Annotated in this window: 1 pseudogene; it reads right to left on the bottom strand. The window is 53.9% G+C overall.

The features are described 5' to 3' along the window. Window positions 1-254: pseudogene (locus IV91_RS19835) on the bottom strand (IS3-like element ISGur6 family transposase); the annotation flags it as partial.

The following is a 254-nucleotide window of genomic DNA, read 5'->3' as shown; positions in this document are numbered from 1 at the left end:
GCCCCAAGATCTCGCAAGCCTTATGCCTGCGAGCCCCTGCCTCTACAGTTTCATCTATCAGTTTCATCATTTCCTGGCGATCCGAGGTGCTGATTAGTCTTCCTTTTGCACACCCCAAATCGCCTCGGCTTTTTTTCCTAATACCAGCAATGCCGCGGCTTCCGCCAACGCCTTCTCTTTTCGATTCAGTTCCCGTTCCAGTTGCTTGATCCGCTTCTGGTCCTCTCTCGACTGCTGTCGCTCTGCCTGACGCG

Origin of the sequence: Ferrovum myxofaciens, assembly GCF_000735045.1 — a bacterium.
Classification (GTDB): domain Bacteria; phylum Pseudomonadota; class Gammaproteobacteria; order Burkholderiales; family Ferrovaceae; genus Ferrovum; species Ferrovum myxofaciens.
Note: the sequence above shows the minus strand (reverse complement) of the source record. Positions and strands in the feature narration are given on the sequence as shown.